This is a genomic window from Bradyrhizobium sp. (assembly GCF_035935975.1).
Lineage (GTDB): Bacteria > Pseudomonadota > Alphaproteobacteria > Rhizobiales > Xanthobacteraceae > Bradyrhizobium.
This window is the reverse complement of the sequence record NZ_DASYWN010000023.1, coordinates 73,703-91,588: the sequence shown is the minus strand read 5'-3', so window position 1 is coordinate 91,588 and position 17,886 is coordinate 73,703. Positions and strand designations below refer to the sequence as shown.

24 protein-coding genes are annotated in these 17,886 nt (G+C 65.2%); 10 read left to right on the top strand and 14 right to left on the bottom strand.

Annotation, left to right across the window (positions count from 1 at the left end):
• Positions 1-330: 330 nt before the first annotated feature.
• Both VGR99_RS11740 and VGR99_RS11735 read left to right on the top strand, forming a co-directional pair.
• Positions 331-1,167, top strand: coding sequence for a PhzF family phenazine biosynthesis protein (locus VGR99_RS11740; RefSeq protein ID WP_326898530.1), 837 nt, complete (start codon positions 331-333; stop codon positions 1,165-1,167).
• 89 nt (positions 1,168-1,256) lie between these two features.
• On the top strand, positions 1,257-1,607 hold the full coding sequence (locus VGR99_RS11735) for a zinc ribbon domain-containing protein YjdM (protein WP_326898529.1): 351 nt from the start codon (positions 1,257-1,259) through the stop codon (positions 1,605-1,607).
• Positions 1,608-1,628: 21 nt separating this feature from the next.
• Here VGR99_RS11735 and VGR99_RS11730 read toward each other — a convergent pair whose 3' ends face one another.
• Positions 1,629-2,549, bottom strand: coding sequence for a DMT family transporter (locus VGR99_RS11730; protein ID WP_326898527.1), 921 nt, complete (start codon positions 2,547-2,549; stop codon positions 1,629-1,631).
• A gap of 173 nt (positions 2,550-2,722) precedes the next feature.
• Here VGR99_RS11730 and VGR99_RS11725 point away from each other — a divergent pair, with 173 nt between their 5' ends.
• Positions 2,723-3,286, top strand: a complete 564-nt coding sequence (locus VGR99_RS11725) for a bifunctional transcriptional activator/DNA repair enzyme AdaA (protein ID WP_326898526.1) — start codon at positions 2,723-2,725, stop codon at positions 3,284-3,286.
• A gap of 4 nt (positions 3,287-3,290) precedes the next feature.
• Here VGR99_RS11725 and VGR99_RS11720 read toward each other — a convergent pair whose 3' ends face one another.
• The 3 genes from VGR99_RS11720 to VGR99_RS11710 all read right to left on the bottom strand — a co-directional run bounded on the left by VGR99_RS11720 (position 3,291) and on the right by VGR99_RS11710 (position 4,299).
• On the bottom strand, positions 3,291-3,437 hold the full coding sequence (locus VGR99_RS11720) for a hypothetical protein (protein ID WP_326898525.1): 147 nt from the start codon (positions 3,435-3,437) through the stop codon (positions 3,291-3,293).
• 278 nt (positions 3,438-3,715) lie between these two features.
• Positions 3,716-3,967, bottom strand: a complete 252-nt coding sequence (locus VGR99_RS11715) for a hypothetical protein (RefSeq protein WP_326898524.1) — start codon at positions 3,965-3,967, stop codon at positions 3,716-3,718.
• Between the two features lie 161 nt (positions 3,968-4,128).
• Positions 4,129-4,299 (bottom strand): Flp family type IVb pilin, encoded by a 171-nt coding sequence (locus tag VGR99_RS11710; protein ID WP_326898523.1) that lies wholly within the window; start codon positions 4,297-4,299, stop codon positions 4,129-4,131.
• A 307-nt stretch (positions 4,300-4,606) separates the two neighbouring features.
• Here VGR99_RS11710 and VGR99_RS11705 point away from each other — a divergent pair, with 307 nt between their 5' ends.
• Positions 4,607-5,947, top strand: a complete 1,341-nt coding sequence (locus tag VGR99_RS11705; RefSeq protein WP_326898522.1) for a hypothetical protein — start codon at positions 4,607-4,609, stop codon at positions 5,945-5,947.
• A 5-nt stretch (positions 5,948-5,952) separates the two neighbouring features.
• Here VGR99_RS11705 and pdxY read toward each other — a convergent pair whose 3' ends face one another.
• The 3 genes from pdxY to VGR99_RS11690 form a co-directional block, all read right to left on the bottom strand.
• Positions 5,953-6,771: a pyridoxal kinase gene (gene pdxY / locus VGR99_RS11700; protein ID WP_326898520.1), complete on the bottom strand. Its 819-nt coding sequence runs from the start codon at positions 6,769-6,771 to the stop codon at positions 5,953-5,955.
• A 126-nt stretch (positions 6,772-6,897) separates the two neighbouring features.
• On the bottom strand, positions 6,898-7,539 hold the full coding sequence (locus tag VGR99_RS11695) for an FMN-binding negative transcriptional regulator (RefSeq protein ID WP_326898518.1): 642 nt from the start codon (positions 7,537-7,539) through the stop codon (positions 6,898-6,900).
• Positions 7,540-7,648: 109 nt separating this feature from the next.
• Complete coding sequence (locus tag VGR99_RS11690; protein ID WP_326898517.1) at positions 7,649-8,281, bottom strand: TetR family transcriptional regulator; 633 nt, start codon at positions 8,279-8,281, stop codon at positions 7,649-7,651.
• Positions 8,282-8,378: 97 nt separating this feature from the next.
• Between VGR99_RS11690 and VGR99_RS11685 the strand changes: the two genes are divergently transcribed.
• From VGR99_RS11685 to VGR99_RS11675, 3 genes are all read left to right on the top strand, one after another.
• Positions 8,379-9,044 (top strand): O-methyltransferase, encoded by a 666-nt coding sequence (locus VGR99_RS11685; protein WP_326898515.1) that lies wholly within the window; start codon positions 8,379-8,381, stop codon positions 9,042-9,044.
• Positions 9,045-9,263: 219 nt separating this feature from the next.
• Positions 9,264-9,608 (top strand): multidrug efflux SMR transporter, encoded by a 345-nt coding sequence (locus VGR99_RS11680; protein ID WP_326898514.1) that lies wholly within the window; start codon positions 9,264-9,266, stop codon positions 9,606-9,608.
• Positions 9,608-10,177 carry a TetR/AcrR family transcriptional regulator gene (locus VGR99_RS11675; protein WP_326898513.1) on the top strand — a complete coding sequence of 190 codons (570 nt, stop codon included), beginning with the start codon at positions 9,608-9,610 and terminating at the stop codon, positions 10,175-10,177. The genes VGR99_RS11680 and VGR99_RS11675 overlap by 1 nt, the downstream gene beginning before the upstream one ends.
• 106 nt (positions 10,178-10,283) lie before the next feature.
• Here VGR99_RS11675 and VGR99_RS11670 read toward each other — a convergent pair whose 3' ends face one another.
• The 3 genes from VGR99_RS11670 to VGR99_RS11660 form a co-directional block, all read right to left on the bottom strand.
• Complete coding sequence (locus VGR99_RS11670; protein ID WP_326898512.1) at positions 10,284-11,894, bottom strand: hypothetical protein; 1,611 nt, start codon at positions 11,892-11,894, stop codon at positions 10,284-10,286.
• 215 nt (positions 11,895-12,109) lie between these two features.
• The gene (locus tag VGR99_RS11665; RefSeq protein WP_326898511.1) at positions 12,110-12,487 is read right to left on the bottom strand and encodes a hypothetical protein; all 378 of its coding nucleotides are present in this window, start codon (positions 12,485-12,487) and stop codon (positions 12,110-12,112) included.
• A gap of 25 nt (positions 12,488-12,512) precedes the next feature.
• Positions 12,513-12,845 carry a hypothetical protein gene (locus VGR99_RS11660; RefSeq protein ID WP_326898510.1) on the bottom strand — a complete coding sequence of 111 codons (333 nt, stop codon included), beginning with the start codon at positions 12,843-12,845 and terminating at the stop codon, positions 12,513-12,515.
• On the opposite strand from VGR99_RS11660, the gene VGR99_RS11655 reads away from it, so the two are divergent.
• Positions 12,832-13,107: a DUF3551 domain-containing protein gene (locus VGR99_RS11655; RefSeq protein WP_326898509.1), complete on the top strand. Its 276-nt coding sequence runs from the start codon at positions 12,832-12,834 to the stop codon at positions 13,105-13,107. The genes VGR99_RS11660 and VGR99_RS11655 overlap by 14 nt on opposite strands.
• A gap of 10 nt (positions 13,108-13,117) precedes the next feature.
• Here VGR99_RS11655 and VGR99_RS11650 read toward each other — a convergent pair whose 3' ends face one another.
• Together VGR99_RS11650 and VGR99_RS11645 are read right to left on the bottom strand one after the other, a co-directional pair.
• Positions 13,118-13,345, bottom strand: a complete 228-nt coding sequence (locus tag VGR99_RS11650) for a hypothetical protein (protein WP_326898508.1) — start codon at positions 13,343-13,345, stop codon at positions 13,118-13,120.
• 199 nt (positions 13,346-13,544) lie between these two features.
• Positions 13,545-15,467 (bottom strand): FAD-binding monooxygenase, encoded by a 1,923-nt coding sequence (locus VGR99_RS11645; RefSeq protein ID WP_326898507.1) that lies wholly within the window; start codon positions 15,465-15,467, stop codon positions 13,545-13,547.
• A gap of 105 nt (positions 15,468-15,572) precedes the next feature.
• Here VGR99_RS11645 and VGR99_RS11640 point away from each other — a divergent pair, with 105 nt between their 5' ends.
• Complete coding sequence (locus VGR99_RS11640) at positions 15,573-16,037, top strand: MarR family transcriptional regulator (protein ID WP_326898506.1); 465 nt, start codon at positions 15,573-15,575, stop codon at positions 16,035-16,037.
• A 121-nt stretch (positions 16,038-16,158) separates the two neighbouring features.
• Positions 16,159-16,593 carry a hypothetical protein gene (locus VGR99_RS11635; RefSeq protein ID WP_326898505.1) on the top strand — a complete coding sequence of 145 codons (435 nt, stop codon included), beginning with the start codon at positions 16,159-16,161 and terminating at the stop codon, positions 16,591-16,593.
• A 40-nt stretch (positions 16,594-16,633) separates the two neighbouring features.
• Here the strand turns inward: VGR99_RS11635 and VGR99_RS11630 are convergent, their stop codons facing one another.
• Together VGR99_RS11630 and VGR99_RS11625 are read right to left on the bottom strand one after the other, a co-directional pair.
• Positions 16,634-16,798 carry a hypothetical protein gene (locus VGR99_RS11630; RefSeq protein ID WP_326898504.1) on the bottom strand — a complete coding sequence of 55 codons (165 nt, stop codon included), beginning with the start codon at positions 16,796-16,798 and terminating at the stop codon, positions 16,634-16,636.
• 17 nt (positions 16,799-16,815) lie between these two features.
• Complete coding sequence (locus VGR99_RS11625) at positions 16,816-17,802, bottom strand: hypothetical protein (RefSeq protein ID WP_326898502.1); 987 nt, start codon at positions 17,800-17,802, stop codon at positions 16,816-16,818.
• Between the last annotated feature and the right edge of the window lie 84 nt (positions 17,803-17,886).

The window sequence follows — 17,886 nt, the reverse complement described above, 5'->3', positions numbered from 1 at the left end:
GATGCACCTTCGTAACCCTCCTGCAGGGCATAAAGGTTGCTCTATCGACCTCTTGGCGAATATTCCAGCCCCAGATCGCAATCGCCCGGTTCGCTACGGCCTAGGACAGCCAACAAACCAATTCTTGCTCAGCCTCGTCGGAGCAAGGTCAATTTCGTAAAATACGAATATTCGCAAATTCAACGACTTGGCTACTGTGCATGGGGTTGTTTTCGATGTTCTAGTTGGTAAGCCCGTAGCCCGGATGAGCGGAGCGATATCCGGGACCGCTGCGTCTGCTCGGACAGAACCCGGATGTCGCTCCGCTCATCCGGGCTACAGGAAATCCCCATGACCACAGTCCTCCGCATCGCAGCTTTCTCCGACGGCAACCGAGGCGGCAATCCCGCCGGCGTCTGGATCGGCGACGTCCTGCCCGATGCAGCGCAGATGCAGGCGATCGCCGCCGAGGTCGGCTTCTCCGAAACCGCCTTCGCCGCGCCGGAGCGTGATGCCTGGCGCGTGCGCTACTTCTCGCCATTGATGGAGGTGCCGTTCTGCGGCCACGCCACCATCGCGCTGGGCGCCGCGCTTGCGCAGCGTCACGGCGACCGCAGCTTCACGCTGCACCTCAACGATGCCGTCATTTCCGTGTCGGGACGCCGCGACGGCACCACCATCGCAGCCGCGCTGCAGTCGCCGCCGACGCGCAACGCGCCGCTCGATGCCTCGCTGCGGGACGCACTGCTGCACCTGTTCGGCTACGCGGCCTCCGATCTCGACCCGAGACTGCCGCCGGCAACAATCCACGGCGGCGCCGATCATGCCGTCCTCGCGCTGACATCGCGCGCGGCACTGGCGCGCATGGAATATGACTTCGAACGCGGCCGCGCGCTGATGGCGCAATCAGGCCTCGTCACCATCGCATTCGTCAACATCGAGACGCCGCGCCTGTTTCATGTCCGCAACGCCTTTGCCGCCGGCGGGGTCATCGAGGATCCCGCAACCGGCGCGGCCGCCGCGGCCTTCGCCGGCTACTTGCGCGACATCGGCTGGCCGCATGGCGGCGCCATCGACATCGTCCAGGGCGAGGACATGGGTGCGCGCTCGCTGATCCGCGCCGAGATCGGCGAGGCCAGAGGTAGCTCGATCCGGGTCTCGGGCACCGCGCGCGTCATGGACGCGTGATCGGCGCGAGGAGCAGAGCTTTTGCTTGCATTCCCCCGCTCCGCCCCTACGGTGCGCCGCGCAAGAATAGCTGCGAGACAACAACTGCCATGACCGACGCCACCAAATGCCCGAAGTGCAATTCCGAGCACGCCTATCAGGATCGCGATCTCTGGATCTGCCCGGAATGCGCCCATGAATGGAGCGCTGCGGCCGGCGCGATGGCAGATGCGCCGCAGGAGGCCGGCGTGCGCGATGCCCATGGCAATGTGCTGACTGACGGCGACAGCGTCATCGTCATGAAGGACCTCAAGGTCAAGGGCTCGTCCTCGGTCGTCAAGGGCGGCACCAAGGTCCGCAACATCCGCCTGCAGGAAGCCACCGACGGCCACAACATCGCCTGCAAAATCGACGGCATCGGCGCGATGAACCTGAAGTCGGAGTTCGTGAAGAAGGCGTGATTGCGTGTCGCCCGGATGGGCTCACCGCTGCCGTTGCGCCAGGTAGAATCCGCACAGCACCGTCACGAGGCCCGCGGTCTGCAACATCGTCGGCGGCTCGCCGAGCAGCAGCCAGCCGGTCAGCAGCGTCAGCGCCGGCACGCAGGCCGGAAACACCGCCGCGCGGCCGACGCCGAGGCGCTGCACCGAGACGGCGTAGAGATAGAGCGCCGCGGGACCGGCGAGCACGCCCTGCGCCAGCGCCTGGATGGCGTTTTCGGTGACGCCGATCGCCGCGATGCGCGCGAGCCCGCCCGAGACGACATAGACCGGCAGCAACAACAGCGACAGCACGTTGATGACGAGCGCGGCCGACACCGCCGAGACGCGCCAGTGCCGCAGCAGCGCGCCGAAGCCCGCGAACATCAGGCCTGTCAGCACGAAGATCAGATCGCCCTGCACGCCGCCGGCGCCGATATGGCCGATCGATTCCGCGCCGATCACGGCGAGGCCGCCGACGATCACCAGCGCGCCGACGAAGCGCGAGGCAGAGATCCTCTCCTTCAGGAACAAGGCCGCGAGCAGGAGCCCGCCGAGCGTGGCGCAGGACGGCTGGATCACGCTGCCATGGCCGAGCGGCACGAACAGGAATCCCGTGTAGGAGATCAGCGACATCACGGGGCCGCCGAGCACCATCAGCGCCAGCCCCCTGCTCCAGCCGATGCCGCAGAGATCGGAGATGCCGGCGCGAAAGACCAGCGGCAGGAACGCGATTCCCGACCAGACGTAGCGATGCACGAGCAGATCGACCGGCGTGAAGCCGACCTTCAGGCCATGCCGCGTGCCGGCAAAGCCGAGCGCCCAGAACAGCGCCGCCGTCAGGCCGCAAACGACGCCGAGAAGCGCCGGTGCCGTATCGTTCTTTTGAGTGAGAGCGTCAGCGCCGCTCGTCCGCTGATCCATGGCCAAGCCTTATGTCAGGGCGCGCAACGCCTCAACCCACGCGGCTGCAGGGCTGGCACGCAGTGAGATTGCGTAGCCCGGATTAGGTCAGCGCGTGCATCGCGGCTCGCCGCAATCGGACTCGGTCATCCCGAGGCGCTTCCACTCGCGCGGACGTGCGCTATCATCCGGCCATGCTGAGTTTTGACGACTGCAACGCCGCGCGCCTGCGCAGGGACCCCCGCTATGACGGCCGTTTCTTCACGGCGGTGAAGACGACGGGCATCTACTGCCGGCCGGTCTGTCCGGCCAAGCAGCCGCTGACGCGCAACGTCGCCTATTATCCGACGGCTGCAGCGGCGGAGGCCGCGGGCTTCCGGCCCTGCCTGCGCTGCCGTCCCGAGACCGCGCCGTTCTGCCCGGCCTGGAACGGCACGCGCTCGACCGTCGCGCGCGCGGTGAAGCTGATCAATGCGGGCGCGCTCGACCAATGTTCGGTGGTGACGCTGGCGATGCGGCTCGGCATCTCCTCGCGCCATCTGGCGCGGCTGTTCGAGCGGCATGTCGGCGCGACGCCGCAGCAGCTTGCGAGGACACAGCGCGTGCAGCGCGCCAAGCGTTTGCTCGACGCCGGCGATCACAGCATGACGGATATCGCGTTCCAGTCAGGCTTCGGCAGCCTGCGCCGTTTCAACGCCGCCTTCGCCGAGCTCTACGGCCGCTCGCCGTCGAGCCTGCGCGCGGCGCGCAGAGTGTAATTGCTCAGAAGAAGCCGGGGCTGAGATCGAGCCCGTAGGTCAGGCTCAGCACAAACACGAACAGCGCGGCGGCGGCGAACATTGCAAGATGACGGACGATAAAATCGCGCGGCGAGGTGACGGCAACAACGGCTTTCTGCGCAACGGGCATGACGGCTCCATTATGAAAACGATTCTTGGCCGCCAATATGCGGCGCGCGCATCAAGCGCCGCGATCTGCAAAGCAACTATTAAAGAGATCACACTCGTTTTGAACCGCGATACACAACTCGCGTGTCAGAGCGAATTTTTCCGCGCGACGATTCTCACTGCGCGCATCAACGCGCGATGCGATCGATCACATCGTCGCGACTGAAAAAAAATGGCCGGGACAAGCCCGGCCATGACGTCGTTGAAAGCACCGAGCTCGCGGCTCGGTGCGATCTCAGATTAGCGCGCCGAACCGGTAGTCACCGTCGCGGTCTTCAACTTGCGCGGCGTCAGGACGCTGGCCTGAAGCGCCGTCACGCTGGTGGCGGGCGCCGTCACCCGCTGCTCTACATGGTTGGCGCCGAGCACGCGGACCTGCACGGGCGAGGCCGGAATGCCATTGGCCTCATAGGCAGGCAGCTCGGCAGCGAAGGTGGCAGTCGAACCCGCGATGACGAGGGCGGCTGCGATCGACAGAGTCTTCTTGTTCATGGTGATGCTCCAAAGAGTAGTTCAGAGCCCATGTAAGCCTGATTTGCTGCATTGCGACATGCATTGCTGCAACGCAATATCGCGCGTCATGCATGGCGATATGTTTAACGCGCCCGACGGCTCGGACTGTTCCCCCGTCAGTTGCCTTCGCGGATGAGCGCCTACTTCAGCGCGGTCGCCAGAGCTTGCAGCTTCTCGACGAGATTGGTTCCGAGCGCATAAATCACTTCGATGATCGCGAGCGCGATGCCCGCTGCAATCAGGCCGTATTCGATCGCGGTGGCGCCGGTTTCGTCGGCCGCGAATTCAACCAACAGGCATTTCAATTTCACAATCATATCCTTCCCAGATCCACCGGACGTTGCCGGCACACGAGCATTGCACGCTCACAATCCAAGATTGAGTAAATCCGGCTACTTCAATTTGATCGGCATTCGGAGCCAGTTATGCCAGTTTTTCCCGATGGATAGCCGATAGTTCCATACATGGAACTCAAGTTGCATCCGGGCAACACTCGCGTGAAAAGCCATTTTTCGCGGATTTGCGCCATTGCACGGCCACATCGTCCTCCGAACAATCGACGCACCGCGTGCTTGGCTGTGCAATCTGGTTCGCTCACGAACCTTGGAGGCAGGGATCATGAATGATCGGCGGTCTCTTCTTGTGGCGGTTTCATGCCCCTCGGCCGTGATGGCCGGCTGGCTGGCGCTCTCCCTCTCCGCCTATGCCCCTGCCTTGATCGAGAACAGCGGCGCCAATGCAGCCGCCGTCTCCCGCGCGAAAGATCTCACCCGCCTCGAGCTTGCCGACATCCCGCGCGCAGCGACGATCGACGACGGCGTTGCGCTGACGGCCGACATCGCCGCCGCCGCGGCCGCGATGCCGAGCGTGGCCATGGTCGAAGCACCGCCGCCCGAAACACCCGCCCCCGCCGTCCAGGTCGCCTCGGCCGATCCGACCGACATCGTGCCGATGGCCGCACCCACGCCTCAGATCGCGCCCGAGCCTGCGCCCGTCGCCAGCGAGGCCAAGGCTGAGGTTAAGTCCGAAGTTAAGTCTGAGGCTGCTGAGGCTGAGTCCGCACCGGAACCTGCCATCAAGCTCGCCTCCGCCGATCCCGGCGACGTCGTCCCATCGGAAGCGCTGTCGCCGGCGGCGATCGCGACCGGGCCGGCGCCGGCCCCCAGCAAGGCATCGCCACCGGCCGACACCGTCGCCGTGCTCGACGAATGCTTCGTCATGGACGCCTGCATCGACCGCTATCTATGGACCCTCTATCAACGCACGGCGAAAGAGGACTCGATCAAGGTCACGGAACGCCGCGCCGTCACCATCAAGCGCAGGGGCAAGATGGTGACCGTGATGCGCAGCTTCACGAAGCTCGTCGATGAGGATTTCGGCTGGAAGGATCCGAAGGCGGCCGAGCACGCCAAGATGTCGATGATGGATTACGTCATCGGCGGCATGGACAAGAGCTTCAAGCGAAAGCTGTTCCGCACGCTGCTCGCCGCCGAAGCCGCTGGCCTCTCGCCGGGCATCACCAGCGCGTTCCGCGACGATTATCGCCAGTCGATCGCAAGCGGCCTGAAGGCCGCCTCCGACCGCTCCTATCACGGCGGCAGCACGCGCGGCGGCTACGGCCACGGCATGGCCGCCGACATCGTCTCGACCGCCGGCAACAACCGCGCGCAGCGTTGGGTCTCGACCGAAATCCTGTGGAAGTGGGTCGACGCCAATGGCAAGCCGCTGGGTATCGGCCGGCCCTATCTTGGCCGCGATCCGCCGCATGTCGGCCCGGTCGACGGCGCCGAATACATCTCCAAGCGTGGCACGGGCGAGCGCGTCGCCAGCGCGAAGTCCAGGAAGGCCGTGCGGGCCGCGGCCCACGCAAGGCCGCCGAAGGCGCAGGCCGCGCGCGAGCAGAGGAGCCCGGCCAAGCCGCAGAAGTCGGCACAATCGGCCGGCAAGCGCGCGACCTGACGCCGTTACGGCTTGCGCCCCGGCATCGGCAGCGGCACGAGGCGCATTTCGGCTGTGCCTGCCTCCTGCGTGCGCACCAGTACGGCGAAGATGGTCTCGACCGCGAGCCGCACCGCCGCCTCCATCGCCTTGCCCTTGGCCAGATGCGCCGCAATCAGGCCGGTAAGGAGATCGCCGGTGCCATAGGGTCGGATCGGCAGACGCGGCGTTGCAAAGCGCGACAATTGCCCGTCCGCGCAGAGGATCGTCTCCACCTGCCCGTCCGGCGTGTCGCTGAGCGTACAGCCGGTGGCAACGACGTCGATGCGGCCGGCCCCTGCGAGCGCCGTGCACACCGCGCGCAGCTCTTGCGTATCGGCGATCGACACTCCCGACAGCAGCCCAAGCTCGAACTGGTTCGGCGTCGTCAGGTTGGCGGCCGGCAACAGCCGATGCCGCACCACGTCCAGAATGCCGTCGGCGACATAGACGCGACCGTCATCGCCGATCACGGGATCGCAGAGATAGACGAGCTTCGAATTCCGCGTCAGCGCCCGCTCGACGAAATCGGCAATCACCTGGGCGTTGCCGGGCGAGCCGAGATAGCCAGTGACCAGCACCGCGGCCTCGTCGACGAGATCGCGTTCCTCGACGCCCTTGAGGAGATCGGCGACGAGCTCGGTCTCCAGCACGCGGCCACGCAAGGTCGGATAGCGCGGATGGTTCGACAGCAGCGTCGTCGGCACCGCCGCGACGTTGACGCCCTCCGCCTGCATGGCATAGGTGGCCGCGCTGTTGCCGACATGGCCGTGGACCACCTGGCTTTGAATGGAGATGACGAGCATGGGGAGGTCCGTAAGATCAAACGTTGAGCGACGCAAGCGCAGAACCCGTAGCCCGGATGGGGCGAAGCGTAATCCGGGACCTGAGCTCGCGGCACGATTCCCGGATTTCGCTGCGCTCCATCCGGGCTACGGCAGCTCGTAAAGCAGCTCCGGCCGCAGCGCCTGCATCTTCCGCGCCAAGCGCCGGTGTCCGCTCTCCTCCGACCGCGCCAGCCGGCCCGCGACCGCGACATGGTCCGCATCGCTCTTGTGCTGATTGAGCTTGGTCTGCCCCTCGACCTGGTCCACCACGAGATCGACGACGCGGATCGCGGCCAGCATGCTCTCGCGCTTGTCCGGCTCCATCTGCGCGAGGTCCCACGGCGCCTTCGGCAACCGCGCCTCGGCGACCGCGAGCAGCGCATCGCCATGGCCGCGATTCTCATCCTGCCCGCGCAGATGCGCCACGCCGGACAGATGCACCGCCTCATAGAGCCAGGTCGAGACGTTGTCGCGCGACGAATACCAGTCGTTGGAGATATAGGCATCGTCGCCGGCCACGATCAGCAGGAAGCGCCTCTTGCCATCCGCGAGCGGCACGAGCGGATTCTTCGCGGTGAAATGGATCTGCACAATGGTGCGCCCGTCGCGCCGGTCCAGCACGAACGGCACATGGGAGGCGCGCGGGCCGCGCTCATCGGCCGCAACGATCATGCCGAAGCCGCGTTGGGCTGCGAATTCCAGCGCACGCGCCTCCTCGATACGAAACTGGGGCCGAAGGACGTGCATGGCGTGGCGCTCGCGCTGGACGAAAGATGAAGGACGACGCAAGGCTAACCCATCATCCAGTGAAACCCGAAGCGATATTGGCCCGCAAACGCGGATGTCAGGAATGAGTTCAGCGGCGTGCAAGCTCGCCGAGATAGGCGCAGAACATGTCGGCCAGTCCGTCGGCGTGACGCGCGATCTCGGCATCGCCGCGCGGTGTCTCCGAGAACCGCTTGCCGACCTCGCTCATGGTCGTCGTGATCAACTCGCCGGCAAGCCCGCGCGTCGCATCCGTGACGTTAGGCAGCGCCTCCTGCATGAAACTGGCGACGATGCCCTTGCCGGCGGCCCGCGCGTCCTGCGCCTCGGGCGCGTCGCGATAGAGTGGCGCGGCGTCACTGAGCGCCGTCCGGATCGCAGCCTCCTCGCATTCGGAGCGGATGAAGGCGTGGACCAGCGCGCGCAGCCGCACCAATGGCGGCTTGGCACGATCATCGAGAATGCCGCGCAACAGCTCGCTCGTGCGCCGCCACTCGTCGCTCTGGAGGCGAAACAGGATTGCCGCCTTGTTCGGGAAATATTGGTAGAGCGATCCGACGCTCACCCCGGCCCGCTCGGCCACCCGCGCCGTGGTGAAACGCTGCGCGCCCTCCTTGGCCAGAACCTGAACAGCCGCATCGAGAACAGCCGCCACAAGCTCGCTGGAACGGGCCTGCTGCGGCTGTTTTCGTGAGGAAACTGAACGACTTCGGCGATCGACCACGGCATGCCCCAATCCATGCGAATAGGAAATGCGACGAATTAGTCGTATTTCACATTCCACGCAAGCACGTGTTTGCCGCGAACTCTGGAGACTTGAAATGACGACCCCAACCATCACTTCGCTCGCGCCGCTGCTGGAGCGCCTGTTCGCGCAGGCAGATGCCTCGGGCGGTGCAACGCGAGCCGCCGTGGCGGACCTGTCCGACGCCGACCGGGCGCGGATGATGCGGAGCAAGACCGATTACCGCGCGCTCTACGGACGCCTGAAGGACGCGCCGCTGGCCGTCTCGCGCGAGACGGGGCAGCTGCTCTACATGCTGGCGCGCAGCTCCGGCGCCAGGACGATCGTCGAGTTCGGCACCTCGTTCGGCATCTCCACCCTCCACCTTGCCGCGGGCTTGCGCGACAACGGCGGCGGTCGTCTCATCACCAGCGAGTTCGAGCCGTCCAAGGCGGCGCGGGCACGGGAAAACCTCTCGGCCGGCGGACTAATCGATCTCGTCGAAATCCGCGAGGGCGATGCGCTGCAGACGCTTCGCGCGGATCTGCCCGATACGATCGATCTCGTGCTGCTCGACGGCGCCAAGGCGCTCTATCCCGAGATCCTCGATCTGCTCGAAGACCATCTCAAGCCCGGCGCAATCATCGTCGCCGACAATGCCGACGACAGCCCCGACTACCTCATGCGCGTACGCAGGCGCGGAAGCGGCTACATGTCCACGCCGTTTGCCGAGGACGTCGAGCTCTCCGTGCGGATCAGCTAGCGCGACAATCGAACCGTTGCGGCACCTCGGAGCCGCCGTGCGATTGATCGCGCGGCGGCTTTGCATTGCCCAAGGCAAGGGCCCGATGGTCCATGGCATCGAGTTCCGCCGTGTCGCAGGCTCGTCACTCACACGTGATACCTCCTCCCGGCAAAAGCCATGTTCGGCGTGCTAAACATACCTACCGCGCGGTATCTTTCGCGCCCACCTGAGCTCGCCATGACCTCCGCCTTCTATTCCTATGCTGCCCTCGCCCTTGCCATCGTCTTCGAGGTCACGGCGTCCGCCTTCCTGCAGCAGTCCGCGCAATTCACGCGGCCTTGGCCGACGCTGGCCATGGTGCTGTTCTACGTCGCCTCGTTCTACGCGCTGTCGGTGGCGATCCGGGTCATCCCGCTCAGCATCGCCTATGCGATCTGGGGCGGCGTCGGCATCATCCTGACCGCGACCGTTTCCTTCGTGCTGTTCCGCCAGATGCTGGACGCGGCAGCCTTCGTCGGAATCGGGCTGATCGTCTCAGGGGTCGTGATCATCAACCTGTTCTCGCAGACGACGGCGCACTGATGCCGGCGAGCGCCTATACCCGCGCCAAGCAGCCCGAGCAGGTCCGGCGCGCCCTGCTCGACCATGCCGCGGCCATTGCCATGGACCATGGCGTCTCGGGGGTCACGGTGCAGGCGGTGTCGGCGGCGGCCGGCGTGACCAAGGGCGGGCTGTTTCATCATTTCGGCAGCAAGCAGGCGCTGATCGAGGGCCTGTTCGCCGATCTACTCGCGCGCGTCGACACCGAGATCGACGCTGCGATCGAGGCGGACCCGAAGCCGCGCGGCAGTTTCACGCGCGCCTATGTGAATGCGGTGTTCACCGGCAAGGCATTCGGCTTTGCCACGCCCTGGGCGGCGCTGAGCATGGTGGTCGTCACCGATCCCTCCCTGCGCAAGCTCTGGAACGACTGGATGAAGGCGCGACTCAAACGGCACCGAGCGACCGACGCGACGTCAGAGCTACAGATCGTCCGCCTCGCCGCCGATGGCGCTTGGCTCTCCTTCGTCACGACGGGGCAGACGCGCATGAACGCCGACCTGCGCGCCGTGCACGACCGGCTGATCGCGCAGACCTATCGGCGGACGTAGCTGGCGGCTGCTATCCGTAGCCCGGATGGAGCGCAGCGTAATCCGGGACACCTATCGCGACAGATGCACCGTCCCGGATTGCGCTTCGCTCCATCCGGGCTGCAAACTAAGGCGCAGTCTTGATCCTGGCGCGTAGCGTGTTCACGTCCACGATGCTCGGCAGGAAGCTGAAATTGGCCGAAGTCTTGCCGTCCGCCAGGGTCGCGAAAGCGTGACAACTCACGCATGAGCCCGGACCTGCAGCTCCATCGCTCAAATAATTCTGGATGTAGGTCTCGAGCGTCATGTTGGAGAGCATGCCCGGCACGGCGTTGAACGGCACCGGATTGGGCGGCGTCGGCGGCTCGACGACACCGCCCCATTGCGTGCCGACCAGCATGTAGTTCTGGAACACGCTCTTGAGCGTGCCGAGTGCCATCCGCCACTGCTCGTTGAGGGTGGCCGTCGTCGGATAGATCCGCCAGCAGCGCACCGCCTGCGGCTGCGCGGTCGCACTGGTCGTGCCACCTTGCGCATAGGGCTTGCGCGGATTCCAGGGGAATGTCGTCTTGCTGACGCCGGGCGATTGCGGCGCGATGTTGGTGCCGAGACCCGAGGGCGCGCCGGTGTTGAAGAACGAGAAATGCGATCCCGGCGCCGGATTCGCCGGCCCGCAGCTTGGTTGATTGATCCAGTTCGTGGCCTTGTCGGTGCCGCAGCCGTCCGCGACATTGCACGGCTTGTCCGCGAGCGGCGCGTTGTCGACATGCTCGAACGTCGCCCAGATCCATTGCGGCCGCAGCGCCGGATTGTTCTTGTCCACCGGATTGCGCTGGAGGATGTGCATGCCGACCAGCCCCACCCGCTCGCTGCGGCAGAACGGGCGGCCATCGCGCACGAGGTCGCCGGACACCGCAAGCAGGATGTTCTGCGTGTAGAATTTCGACGGATCGTCCTTGGACGGATCGAGGATGCGCCAGGACGCCTTGATCTCGATCGCGCCATTGGTGCCGTCAGGCACCGTGGCTGACGACGTGAACTCCGCACCGCCGGGATTGCTTTTGATGAAATTGAGCTGGCCGGCCTTGGTCGTCAGCGTCTGCAGCTTCTGGCCGCCGGGCGCGCGCAAATATTGTGCCTCGATCTCGTTGACGCGCCGCTCGAACAGCGTCCAGTTGCCGTTGACGTCGATCAGCGGCTTGTTGGTCGCGGCTTGCAGATATTCCTCATTGTTCGGCGCCGGCTGGCCCTTGCCGTTCGAGCCGATATGGAAGATCGGAAACGCCAGCGCCTGCGGGCAGCCGGCAATCACCGGCGCATTGCCGAACAGCGAGGAGACCGTCGGATAGATTTGCCAGACCCGCCGGCCCGGCTGGGTCAATCCCTGTGCCGCCGGCTCCTTGACGCCGCTCGCAGCCCAGTTGAGCGCGACGAACATCTGCCAGGACATGTTGTCGAACGGCGATTGCACATCGGCCGTCTCGCTCTGCGGCGGCTGACCGTAGAGGCCGTTATAGCCCTGTGTTTGCCCAAGACCCGGATCGGGGCCGATATAGGCCGGCACGATGGAGCACAGCCCGCCGGTGCCATTGGCGCAGAATTTCGCCTGAGGAATGTAGGGCGGTGCCGCCGGCTGCGATTGCGGCGCCTGCGCCTGCGCGACCGGCTGTGACGGCGCGGCCAGCATCGCCGCGGCGAACGCCAGCGGCATCAGGGCGAAAGACGGCCAGTGCTTCATGGGAGGTCCTCACCGGATGCGAGCTCAACCGCCCCGCCCTCGCCTGAGCTCAAAATGTGATGTGCGACCAAATCCCGAGATCTGCCCGACGGGGCGACCTGGTTGCCTCTCCAGAACAAACTACTTAAGGTTTAATACCACCTCACGGGGTATCTACAATCATTCTATTTTTGATTGTAACACTGGACGCGCGCTCGATCGTCGCGGCGTCGTGACTACTGGCTTGTGACCGGCTTGGGCGGGCGCGACTTGGATCGCGCAGGCTTCTTGGCAGGCGCGCCTGCAGCGCCCGGAGGCGGCGTATCGACAGAGACCAGATAGGCCGCAAGCGCCTTGGCGGTGTCGGAGCTTGTCGAATAATGGTCCTGCAGGAACCAGGACAGCGTGAGGCTGTAGCGCCCCTTCGCAAGCCCGCGCGGGCTGCGATGGCAGGTCGTGCAGCCGTCGGCGAAGAGCTTCTCGACCGATTTGCCGGCGTCGAGATTTTGCGCGGACGCAAACGACGCCGTCAGCATGACGCCCGCTGCCGCGATGGTCCCAAGAATCACCAGAGGCGCGATCACCTCGCGCCTCGGTCGAATGAGCGATCTCAATTTCGTCCCCTAGCCCGTCCCGCGGTCACGCCGCAAGCAACTGATCGAACTCCGTCGGAGTATAGGCCTTGCCATCCTGGTCGGTGATGACGACCTGCCAGCCCTCGCTTGCCCAGACTTTTGCCTTCGCCACGATGAGCAGCCGGCTCTCGCGGGCGAAACTGCACTTCTCATTGTCGCGTTCTGCGACCATCTTATAGGCCAATGCGCATCCCCTTGCGTTGCCCTGCACCCGTTCCCCTCGTGACAGCGGGCTTTGGCGGCAATTCGCCGGGAGCATGGCAATTTGATGCCAACCACGGCAGCATTGTGCTTCGGTTCCGGCCAAACGAAGGAGATCGATCGTGAGCCGCATCATGAATGCGATTCTGCTTGTCGCGGGCTTGCTTGGCACCGTGCTCGCTGACGCGCCCGCAGGTGCGCAGACCTACGACCCGCGCTATCCCGTCTGCATCGAGATCTACACTCTCGACGGCAGCAACATCGATTGCAGTTTTATGACGATCGCACAGTGCATGGCGACTGCATCAGGACAGTCGGCGCAGTGCTATGCCAATCCCTATGCCGCGCTGGGCCGGCACCCAAGCCCGATCCCGTCGCCGCCGCGACGGAGCCGATAGCGCGCATCCGTTAGTGAACGCGGATGATATGGGGACGGCCGAGATCGATCAGCCCCTGCACCGCCGAGAGACGATCGTCCAGGGCTGCGATGGTGAGCAGCAGATTGTTGCGGCGCTCGTCGAGCATGCCCATCTCGGCACCGGTGAGCTTCGCGCTCGTCCGCTCCTTGTGAATCCCGTCGAGGGATTTGCGCAGTCCGGCAATCAGGCCGGCCAGCTTTTTGGCCTCTTTGGTCATCGACCGCTTCGCGACATTTTGGCGGCGCGTCTCCGCCGGGTTCTGTCTCATCGTCATCCTCCCGTAGCCCCGCTGCCCCGAGTGGATGCTTACATCTTTGGGTACACCTGTTACGATCGATGAAATCTGCCAGCGAAGAACTTTCTTAAATTGGATGCGCCGGGAACCTGCGCCCGGCCGGCGTGTCGCTGCCAGTCCGTCACTTCACCGGCAACATGAAGCCGTCAAAGTACGACACGAGCGCAGCATAGTCATTGAGCGGAAGCACGGCCGCGACATACTGGTCCGGCCGCACCACGACCATGCAGCCCGCCTTGCGATCGATGCCACGCATGGCGAAGACGTCGTGCCCGCTCTTGATGTCCGGACAGAACATCTTCTCGTAGTCGAGCAAACCGTAGCGCCCCTTGCGCGGCAGCAGCAGCGCGGGCATCACCTCGATGGCGAGATCGCGATGATCCTGCTGGAAGACGGCGCGCAGATCGATCACGCTGTCGATGTCGGCGCCCCCTGGCGTATAGCACCTGACTGGGGACTCCCGGGCCTCGCCGAGGAAATCGCACAGCGCGCGAATGGCCGAGCCCGATGCCGCGGGGTCTTCCGCCGGGGCAAACGCGTAGATGCGGAAGCGGCCATCGGCCTGTGAGGCATGGCCGAGATGGACCGGCTTGGCGTCACCGAGCCGAATGACCGGCGCCGAATGGAAGCGCTTGCCGATGACGAGACCTTCGGCGAGACGCTGATGCGAGGTCGCGCCGGTCAGAACCGACGGTTTGTAATGTGTCGCCGTGCCCGCGGTGTAGCGGCCGTGCCTGACAAAATAGTCCTGCGTCTTGGCGGCATCGGCGCCGCCGGCCTTGGCGGCCGAAGCGAGAATTCCCGCCCACTCGCGATCGAAATCGATCAGCTCCTTCGCAACCGCCTGGCGCTCGGCCGAATAGGAGTGCAGCAGGGTCGGTGGGCACTGCTTGCGCAGCACGGCGGCGAGCTTCCAGCCGAGATTGAAGGCGTCCTGCATCGAGACGTTCATACCCTGCCCCGCCTTCGGGCTGTGGGTGTGGCAGGCATCGCCGGCGATGAAGATCCGCGGCAGGCGCGAATTGATCTCGGCCTCCGGCACGTCGTCGAACTTGTCGGTCAGGCGCTGGCCGATCTCATAGACCGACCACCACGCGATCTCTTTCACGTCGAGCGTATGCGGCTTCAGGATCCGCTGCGCCTTCGCGATCACGTCCTCGGCGGTGATGTTGCGATTGGCGACGCGCTCGCCGATGTCGAGCTTTGCCAACTCCACATAGAGGCGCGCCATGTAGCCGCCCTCGCGCGGAATGATCAGCAGGCTGCCGTCCTTGGCCGACTGGATCAGGGACTTGAAACGGATGTCGGGAAAGTCGGTCACCGCCAGCACGTCCATCACGCCCCAGGCGTGGTTGGCGGAATCGCCGTGCAGCTCGCGGCCGATCGACTTGCGCACCGTGCTGCGCGCGCCGTCGCAGCCGACGACGTAGCGTGCCTTGATCGCCTCGACCTTGCCCTCGTTCGCAGCATCGACGCGTTCGAGGCGCACGGTCACGGCATGGTCAGTGGGGGCTGCGGCCGGATCGACCTGGAGGTCGAGCAGGCGCCGGCCATAGTAAGGCTCGAGCTTGGCCGGCGATTTGCGCATGACGTCGAGAAAGCCGTCATGGATGCGGGCCTGGTTGAGGATGACGTGCGGAAACTCCGACAGCCCGTCCTCGACGTCCTGCACCCGGCCGCTGCGCACGATCTTCTCGGGCGTGCGCTCGTCCGGCTTCCAGAACGTGGTCTCGTTGACCCAATACGCCTCCTTCAGCACGCGCTCGCTGAAGCCGTAGGCGTGGAACATCTCCATGGTGCGGCAGGCGATGCCGTCGGCCTGCCCGACCAGCAGCCTCCCCGGCTTCTGCTCGACGATGCACGTCTTGATGTCAGGAAATTGCGCGAGCTGGGCCGCGAGCGTCAGGCCCGCCGGACCGCAGCCGACGATGAGAACATCGACCTCTGCAGGGACGGTGCCGGTTGCGCCCGGAGCCTGAACGCGCTCGGCGGGATCGGCAACTTCCGGATCGCCCGGCTGAAATCCATTGAGATGGAATTGCATGAGCACCTCTCCCTGGCAACGTTCTGTTTGGATATTGATCAGTATGCTGACTATCAGTATACTTGTCAATCATCGGCAGCACTCCTGCCCGCAACGGAGAATTCGGTGAGCGAGCCCAACGACATGCCCGGCCATTTGGCGCGCCGGTTCCAGCAGATCGCCGTAGCCGTGTTCCTGGCTGAAGTGGAAGATGCCGGCTTCGATCTCACGCCGGTGCAATACGCCGCGCTCGCCACCATCAAGGCCAATCCGGGCCTCGACCAGGTGACGCTCGCCGGCCTGATCGCCTACGACCGCACCACCATCACCGGCGTGATCGATCGCCTGGTGCAGAAGGATCTGATCGAGCGCCGCGCCAGTCCCCGCGACCGCCGCGCCCGCGAGCTCGAGATCACCGACGAGGGCCGCCGCACGCTGCGCAAGATCACGCCGGCGGTGGAATCCGCCCAGCGCATCATGCTGCGCGGCCTCAGCGCGAAGGAAGGCGACGAACTGATGCGGCTGCTCCGCAAGGCGATTGCGGCCGGCAATGAACTCAGCCGCGCCCCGCTGCGGCAGACGCAGGCCTAACCCCGTATTTCCATGGGCATTTGTCGCAGACCGGCGAAACCTGGAGCTAACCTTCGGCTGCTAGCGTCGCCCCCATTCGGCGCTTAACGCGCGATTAACTTTGCCGGTTCGGGAGTTTCGGATGCTCAGGTTCCACATTGCGGCCGCGGCCATTGCGCTGTCGACCGTTCCTGCGCTCGCCAATAGCCATGGCGGCGGCGATGCCGCTCCTCCGCCCAAGCCCGAGGCGACGACCGCGCCGGCCAAGGTGATCCTGACCAAGCAGGGTCCCAAGCTGGTCGATCTCAAGGGCATGACGCTCTACACCTACGAGCGCGACACCAACGGCAAGAGCTCGAACTGCAACGGCAAGTGCACCGAGAGCTGGGTGCCGCTGGCCGCAACCGCCGACGCCAAGGCCGTCGGCGACTTCACCGTGATCAGCCGCGACGACGGCAGCAAGATGTGGGCCTATCGCTACCGCCCGCTCTACACCTCGCCGGCCGACAGGGCCCCGGGCGACGCCAACGGCAACGCCACGACCCTGCAATGGCGCATCGCACGGCCTGACGACTAGGACGCAGCCGCGTCGCGTGACCGACCGATCGTCGTAAAGCCTACTCGCGCGCCAGGTTCGTCGGCACCGGCTTGAACGTCGGCAGATCCGCATTCGCCTGAAGCGGGCTGACTTTCGTGTTCACCAACACCGGCCTGGTCGTGAACCAGACCGCAGCCACCGCTGCGATCACTATTCCAGCACCAAGCGCCGCAAACGATTTCATGTTTCCGCCCCTCGCGGTCAATTGCTGAGAATGACACCGTGCTGGTGTCGCGACGGATGATCGGCGCCAACCAGCGCGTTCGGATCGGTGACGATCACCACCTCCGGCAACGGCACCGGCTCGAGGCCGGCGAAGCGGCGATAGAGCGCGCTCATGATGGCGCCGCAAAATGCTGCCGGGACCAGGAGCGCTGCGAGGATCGGCACGGCGAGCACCAGCAGCAGCACGCAGCCGAACGCCGCCACTCCGCCGATCGCCGCGTATTCCCACGCGCTGCGGCGGCCCATGGCGCGCGCGACATGATGCACGCAGAGCATGAAGATGGTCGAAGGGATGACCGAGATCACCATCATGACCATGAAGGTCTGCGCCGGGATCACGGCCGCGAAGATATGAGCCGTGCTCTTGTCCGTGAAACCGTTCGTCAGGAGCGGCAACAGCGTGTAAGGCAGCAGCGTTGCGAGCACCGTCGGCATCATGGCCGCGATCGCGATGCCGGCAACCGACGTGCGGACCCGGACCGGACCATCGAATACCATCGGCGGTGGCGCCGCCGACGCGCTGGCGGCGGAGGTCGCCCCGGTTGCGCGCGCAACCGGACCGAGGCCGGCGAACTGGCCATAGAGGAATCCACCGATCATTCCCGCGATCGTCGGCAACAGGCCGATCGTCAGCATCGTGCCGTCGCCGGGCGCGGCCAACTGGATGTGGTTGCGGATCGCAATGCCGTAGCTCGCCGCGGCCATGACGCCACCCATCAGTCCATAAGCGAGCCGGCTCGAGATCGTCCATTGCCTGAGCACGGTGTGTCCGGCGAACAGGAAGGCTGCATCAATGGCCATGCGGCCCGCGAAGGACAGCACGATCTGATCCGGCGCAGGTGAGCCTACGGGATCGGTCACCTGTCCGCCCGCGATGGCGAACGCCATCAGCACGGCTTCGACGATGGCCAGCGGAATCAGCGCGGCGAACAGCGCGCGCGGCGAATTCTTGACGACATGCATGCGAGCAACCCCTTGCTCGCTGCACGCTAGACGCGAAGCGTTACGGCCCGCGCAAGACAATGGCTAAAATTGTCGCCAACGCGC

Excerpts from the sequence above, each read along its gene's own strand:
- VGR99_RS11740 (WP_326898530.1), top strand. The coding sequence starts at position 331 with ATGACCACAGTCCTCCGCATCGCAGCTTTCTCCGACGGCAACCGAGGC.
- VGR99_RS11680 (WP_326898514.1), top strand. The coding sequence starts at position 9,264 with ATGACCTCCGCCTTCTATTCCTATGCTGCCCTCGCCCTTGCCATCGTC.
- VGR99_RS11685 (WP_326898515.1), top strand. The coding sequence starts at position 8,379 with ATGACGACCCCAACCATCACTTCGCTCGCGCCGCTGCTGGAGCGCCTG.
- VGR99_RS11720 (WP_326898525.1), bottom strand. The coding sequence starts at position 3,437 with ATGCCCGTTGCGCAGAAAGCCGTTGTTGCCGTCACCTCGCCGCGCGAT.
- pdxY (WP_326898520.1), bottom strand. The coding sequence starts at position 6,771 with ATGCTCGTCATCTCCATTCAAAGCCAGGTGGTCCACGGCCATGTCGGC.
- VGR99_RS11695 (WP_326898518.1), bottom strand. The coding sequence starts at position 7,539 with ATGCACGTCCTTCGGCCCCAGTTTCGTATCGAGGAGGCGCGTGCGCTG.
- VGR99_RS11645 (WP_326898507.1), bottom strand. The coding sequence starts at position 15,467 with ATGCAATTCCATCTCAATGGATTTCAGCCGGGCGATCCGGAAGTTGCC.
- VGR99_RS11725 (WP_326898526.1), top strand. The coding sequence starts at position 2,723 with ATGCTGAGTTTTGACGACTGCAACGCCGCGCGCCTGCGCAGGGACCCC.
- VGR99_RS11675 (WP_326898513.1), top strand. The coding sequence starts at position 9,608 with ATGCCGGCGAGCGCCTATACCCGCGCCAAGCAGCCCGAGCAGGTCCGG.
- VGR99_RS11730 (WP_326898527.1), bottom strand. The coding sequence starts at position 2,549 with ATGGATCAGCGGACGAGCGGCGCTGACGCTCTCACTCAAAAGAACGAT.
- VGR99_RS11660 (WP_326898510.1), bottom strand. The coding sequence starts at position 12,845 with ATGATGCGGCTCACGATCGATCTCCTTCGTTTGGCCGGAACCGAAGCA.
- VGR99_RS11670 (WP_326898512.1), bottom strand. The coding sequence starts at position 11,894 with ATGAAGCACTGGCCGTCTTTCGCCCTGATGCCGCTGGCGTTCGCCGCG.
- VGR99_RS11630 (WP_326898504.1), bottom strand. The coding sequence starts at position 16,798 with ATGAAATCGTTTGCGGCGCTTGGTGCTGGAATAGTGATCGCAGCGGTG.
- VGR99_RS11705 (WP_326898522.1), top strand. The coding sequence starts at position 4,607 with ATGAATGATCGGCGGTCTCTTCTTGTGGCGGTTTCATGCCCCTCGGCC.
- VGR99_RS11635 (WP_326898505.1), top strand. The coding sequence starts at position 16,159 with ATGCTCAGGTTCCACATTGCGGCCGCGGCCATTGCGCTGTCGACCGTT.
- VGR99_RS11625 (WP_326898502.1), bottom strand. The coding sequence starts at position 17,802 with ATGCATGTCGTCAAGAATTCGCCGCGCGCGCTGTTCGCCGCGCTGATT.
- VGR99_RS11715 (WP_326898524.1), bottom strand. The coding sequence starts at position 3,967 with ATGAACAAGAAGACTCTGTCGATCGCAGCCGCCCTCGTCATCGCGGGT.
- VGR99_RS11735 (WP_326898529.1), top strand. The coding sequence starts at position 1,257 with ATGACCGACGCCACCAAATGCCCGAAGTGCAATTCCGAGCACGCCTAT.
- VGR99_RS11650 (WP_326898508.1), bottom strand. The coding sequence starts at position 13,345 with ATGACCAAAGAGGCCAAAAAGCTGGCCGGCCTGATTGCCGGACTGCGC.